The sequence below is a fragment of the Urinicoccus timonensis genome (genome assembly GCF_900232945.1).
Classification (GTDB): domain Bacteria; phylum Bacillota; class Clostridia; order Tissierellales; family Peptoniphilaceae; genus Urinicoccus; species Urinicoccus timonensis.
In genome coordinates this window covers 1-4,979 of record NZ_OCTU01000011.1, presented here as the reverse complement: position 1 = coordinate 4,979, position 4,979 = coordinate 1, and the positions used below count along the sequence as shown (strand labels likewise).

The 4,979-nt window shown below is 49.7% G+C and carries 1 tRNA gene and 3 rRNA genes; all 4 read left to right on the top strand.

From position 1 onward, the window contains the following. The first annotated feature begins 145 nt into the window (after nt 1-145). The 4 genes from CS898_RS09725 (at nt 146) to rrf (ending at nt 4,978) form a co-directional block, all read left to right on the top strand. Nucleotides 146-1,668, top strand: a 16S ribosomal RNA gene (locus tag CS898_RS09725). A gap of 81 nt (nt 1,669-1,749) precedes the next feature. Next, nucleotides 1,750-1,826 (top strand) — tRNA-Ile (locus CS898_RS09720). A gap of 154 nt (nt 1,827-1,980) precedes the next feature. Next, nucleotides 1,981-4,839, top strand: a 23S ribosomal RNA gene (locus CS898_RS09715). A 22-nt stretch (nt 4,840-4,861) separates the two neighbouring features. Continuing rightward, nucleotides 4,862-4,978, top strand: a 5S ribosomal RNA gene (gene rrf / locus CS898_RS09710). The 16S, 23S and 5S rRNA genes sit together here with 1 tRNA gene alongside, the layout of an rRNA operon. Nucleotide 4,979: the final 1 nt, after the last annotated feature.

Genomic DNA, 4,979 nt, shown 5'->3' with positions numbered 1-4,979 from the left:
TAAGCTATCTCGTAAAGAGATCAGTTTAAACAGAACCAAAAAAACTAAACAGTGTAAGAGAATGAACACACAAGCAAAAGCAAAAAGCGGAACTTCAGTGAAGAATCCGGAGTCAGTCTAAAGACGATAAAATGGAAAAAACTTTTTAATTGAGAGTTTGATCCTGGCTCAGGACGAACGCTGGCGGCGCGCCTAACACATGCAAGTCGAGCGATGAAATTTTAACCGATCTCTTCGGAGAGAAGATAAAATGGATTAGCGGCGGACGGGTGAGTAACACGTGAGAAACCTGCCTTTCACAAGGGGATAGCCTCGGGAAACCGGGATTAATACCCTATGACACATTTCCTTTGCATGAAAGAAATGTTAAAACTCCGGTGGTGAAAGATGGTCTCGCGTCTGATTAGCTAGTTGGTGGGGTAACGGCCTACCAAGGCCATGATCAGTAACCGGCCTGAGAGGGTGAACGGTCACATTGGAACTGAGACACGGTCCAAACTCCTACGGGAGGCAGCAGTGGGGAATATTGCACAATGGAGGAAACTCTGATGCAGCGACGCCGCGTGAGCGATGAAGGCTTTCGAGTCGTAAAGCTCTGTCCTATGGGAAGATAATGACGGTACCATAGGAGGAAGCCCCGGCTAACTACGTGCCAGCAGCCGCGGTAATACGTAGGGGGCGAGCGTTGTCCGGAATCACTGGGCGTAAAGGGTTCGCAGGCGGTCTATCAAGTCTGATGTGAAAGGCATGGGCTTAACCCATGTAAGCATTGGAAACTGATAGACTTGAGTTAAGGAGAGGTAAGTGGAATTCCTAGTGTAGCGGTGAAATGCGTAGATATTAGGAAGAATACCGGTGGCGAAGGCGACTTACTGGACTTAAACTGACGCTGAGGAACGAAAGCGTGGGGAGCAAACAGGATTAGATACCCTGGTAGTCCACGCTGTAAACGATGAGTGCTAGGTGTCGGGGTAACTCGGTGCCGCAGTTAACACATTAAGCACTCCGCCTGGGGAGTACGTGCGCAAGCATGAAACTCAAAGGAATTGACGGGGACCCGCACAAGCAGCGGAGCATGTGGTTTAATTCGAAGCAACGCGAAGAACCTTACCAAGGCTAGACATTTTATTGACCGGTCTAGAGATAGACCATTTCTTCGGAACAGTAAAACAGGTGGTGCATGGTTGTCGTCAGCTCGTGTCGTGAGATGTTGGGTTAAGTCCCGCAACGAGCGCAACCCTTACCTTTAGTTGCCAGCATTTCGGATGGGAACTCTAAAGGGACTGCCGATGATAAATCGGAGGAAGGTGGGGATGACGTCAAATCATCATGCCCTTTATGCCTTGGGCTACACACGTGCTACAATGGTCGGTACAGAGAGCAGCGAGCGAGCGATCTCAAGCGAATCTCAAAAAGCCGATCTCAGTTCGGATTGCAGGCTGCAACTCGCCTGCATGAAGTCGGAGTTGCTAGTAATCGCGAATCAGAATGTCGCGGTGAATGCGTTCCCGGGTCTTGTACACACCGCCCGTCACACCATGGGAGTTGGTAATACCCGAAGCCGCCGAGCTAACCATTTGGAGGCAGGCGTCGAAGGTAGGATCAATGACTGGGGTGAAGTCGTAACAAGGTAGCCGTATCGGAAGGTGCGGCTGGATCACCTCCTTTCTAAGGAGTTCAAAANAGAAGTGGCCTTTGAGCAATCAAGACATTTCTTAACTCTTACACTGGATTTTTTGGCTCTGGCATGGACCTGTAGCTCAGCTGGTTAGAGCGCACGCCTGATAAGCGTGAGGTCGGTGGTTCGAGTCCACCCAGGTCCACCACAACTAAACTTCGGTTTAGTTTAGATGCACAATGAAAACTACATACTCCAATTTTTAAAAGTAAGAATGAGATTTTCAAATTATTCAATAACGAGAGTAAAGAAAAGACATTTTTACCGGATAGAAAAACAGTTTTAAGGAAAACTGAAACAAAGGTCAAGTTAGAAAGAGCATCAGGTGGATGCCTTGGCACCAAGAGCCGATGAAGGACGTGATAAGCTGCGAAAAGCAACGGGGAGTCGCAAATAGACGTTAATCCGTTGATGTCCGAATGGGGAAACCCGTATGAGCAAACCTCATACATCCTGTCATGAATCCATAGTGGCCGGAAGGAAGACCGGGGGAACTGAAACATCTAAGTACCCCGAGGAAAAGAAAGAAACCTCGATTTCCCAAGTAGCGGCGAGCGAACGGGAAAGAGCCCAGGAGCGTAACGACTGATTTTGTATAGTAGAAGAATCTGGGAAGATTCGCCAAAGAGGGTAACAGCCCCGTACATGAAATGCAAAATGAGCGAACTCCGAAGAGTACCACGAGACACGTGAAACCTTGTGGGAAGATAGGGGGACCACCCCCTAAGGCTAAATACTCCTTGGTGACCGATAGCGCATAGTACCGTGAGGGAACGGTGAAAAGAACCCCGGGAGGGGAGTGAAATAGAATCTGAAACCTGATGTTTACAAGCAGATAAAGTGGTTTTAGGCCACGATATCGTACTTTTTGTAGAACGGGCCAGCGAGTTATGATTTCAAGCAAGGTTAAGAAGAAAAACTTTGGAGCCGCAGGGAAACCGAGTCTGAATAGGGCGAAGAGTTTGAAGTTGTAGACCCGAAACCGTGTGATCTATCCATGGGCAGAGTGAAGTGTTGGTAAAACGACATGGAGGCTCGAACCGGGTAACGTTTAAAAGTTATCGGATGACCTGTGGATAGGGGTGAAAAGCCAATCGAACACGGAGATAGCTGGTTCTCCTCGAAATAGCTTTAGGGCTAGCCTGTAGGAAGACTGTTTGGGGGGTAGAGCACTGAATCGCCAAGGGACATGTGATGTTACCGCGGCCTATCAAACTCCGAATACCCAAACAAAGCCTATGGAGTCAGACAGTGAGGGATGAGCTTCATTGTCGAAAGGGAAAGAGCCCAGACCACCGACTAAGGTCCCAAAATACTATTTAAGTGGGAAAGGATGTGGAGTTACTCAGACAACTAGGATGTTGGCTTAGAAGCAGCCATCCATTGAAAGAGTGCGTAATAGCTCACTAGTCAAGTGACTCTGCGCCGAAGATAACCGGGGCTAAAATAGATACCGAAGTCGTGGAACGTATAACGTTGGTAGAGGAGCATTGTATAGACGACGAAGCAAAAGGCGTAAGCCATTGTGGAGACTATACAAGAGAGAATGCTGGCATGAGTAGCGAGAGGTGAGTGAGAATCTCACCCGTCGAAAACCCAAGGATTCCTGAGGAAGGCTCGTCCACTCAGGGTAAGTCGGGACCTAAGGCGAGGCTGAAAAGCGTAGTCGATGGACAACAGGTGGAAATTCCTGTACCGATGGTATTGTTGATGATGGAGTGACGCAGGAGGGGAAATAGAGCGCCCAGTTGGTGAGGCGTGCAAGCACAAAGGCAAGAAGATAGGCAAATCCGTCTTCTGCAGATGCTAAAGTGTGATGCGGATTGAAAACAAGTAGAGAAGTCTAAACGAACCAAACTGCCAAGAAAAGCTTCTAAGAGATACCATTGCCCGTACCGTAAACCGACACAGGTAGGTGAGGAGAGAATCCTAAGACGAGCGGAAGAACCTTTGTTAAGGAACTCGGCAAAATGACCCCGTAACTTCGGGAGAAGGGGAGCCCCTGTAAAAGGGGGCCGCAGTGAAAAGGCCCAAGCGACTGTTTACCAAAAACACAAGTATCTGCGAAGTCGAAAGACGAAGTATAGGTGCTGACACCTGCCCGGTGCTGGAAGGTTAAGGGGACGAGTTAGCGTAAGCGAAGCTCTGAGCTGAAGCCCCAGTAAACGGCGGCCGTAACTATAACGGTCCTAAGGTAGCGAAATTCCTTGTCGGGTAAGTTCCGACCCGCACGAAAGGTGTAACGATTTGGGCACTGTCTCAACAAAGGATCCGGTGAAATTGTAGTAGCGGTAAAGATGCCGCTTACCCACGACAGGACGGAAAGACCCCGTGGAGCTTTACTGTAGGTTGACATTGGATTTTGGGATAAACTGTACAGGATAGGTGGGAGGCAAAGAACCATGTACGCCAGTATATGGGGAGCCATTGGTGGGATACCACTCTTTTTATCTTAGAATTCTAACCGACTTCCGTGAAACCGGAAGCGGGACACTGTCAGTCGGGCAGTTTGACTGGGGCGGTCGCCTCCGAAAGAGTAACGGAGGCGTTCAAAGGTTCCCTCAGCACGGACGGAAATCGTGCGCAGAGTGCAAAGGCAGAAGGGAGCTTGACTGCGAGAGCGACAACTCGAGCAGATGCGAAAGCAGGACTTAGTGATCCGGTGGTACCGCGTGGAAGGGCCATCGCTCAACGGATAAAAGCTACCCCGGGGATAACAGGCTTATCTCCCCCAAGAGTCCACATCGACGGGGAGGTTTGGCACCTCGATGTCGGCTCGTCTCATCCTGGGGCTGAAGTAGGTCCCAAGGGTTGGGCTGTTCGCCCATTAAAGAGGCACGCGAGCTGGGTTCAGAACGTCGCGAGACAGTTCGGTCCCTATCCGTCGTGGGCGCAGGAAATTTGAGAGGAGCTATCCTTAGTACGAGAGGACCGGGATGGACAAACCGCTGGTGCATCAGTTGTACTGCCAAGTGCACAGCTGAGTAGCTACGTTTGGACTGGATAAGAGCTGAAGGCATCTAAGCACGAAGCCAACCTCGAGATGAGATTTCCCATCGAAAGAATAAGGCCCCTTGAAGAAAATGAGGTAGATAGGCTTCAGGTGGAAGCACAGCAATGTGTGGAGCTAAGAAGTACTAATCGGCCGAAGACTTGACCAAGGAAAAATTGGAGGATGTAGGATCCGGTGACCATAGCAAGAGGGTACCACCCGTAACCATACCGAACACGGAAGTTAAGCCTCTATGCGCCGATGATACTTGGTTGGCAACGACCTGGGAAAGTAGGCTATTGCCGGACA